The following is a 214-nucleotide window of genomic DNA, read 5'->3' as shown; positions in this document are numbered from 1 at the left end:
CGACCAAGTCTATATGGGGCTATAGCTCAGCTGGGAGAGCGCCTGATTTGCATTCAGGAGGTCAGCAGTTCGATCCTGCTTAGCTCCACCACTTCTTAGACGTTAGTAACTTAACGCTAAAAAGATAACAGGCTTGTAGCTCAGCTGGTTAGAGCGCACCCCTGATAAGGGTGAGGTCGGCAGTTCAAGTCTGCCCAAGCCTACCATTTCTACT

General features: G+C 50.0%; 2 tRNA genes. Both read left to right on the top strand.

Annotated elements, in window-relative coordinates:
• Positions 1-15: 15 nt before the first annotated feature.
• Positions 16-91: transfer RNA gene (locus ACXAGX_RS20645), tRNA-Ala, on the top strand.
• 38 nt (positions 92-129) lie between these two features.
• Positions 130-206, top strand: a tRNA-Ile gene (locus ACXAGX_RS20640).
• Positions 207-214: the final 8 nt, after the last annotated feature.

This window comes from Alteromonas sp. ABV4_515, from assembly GCF_056160345.1.
This window is presented reverse-complemented; position numbering and strand designations above follow the sequence as displayed.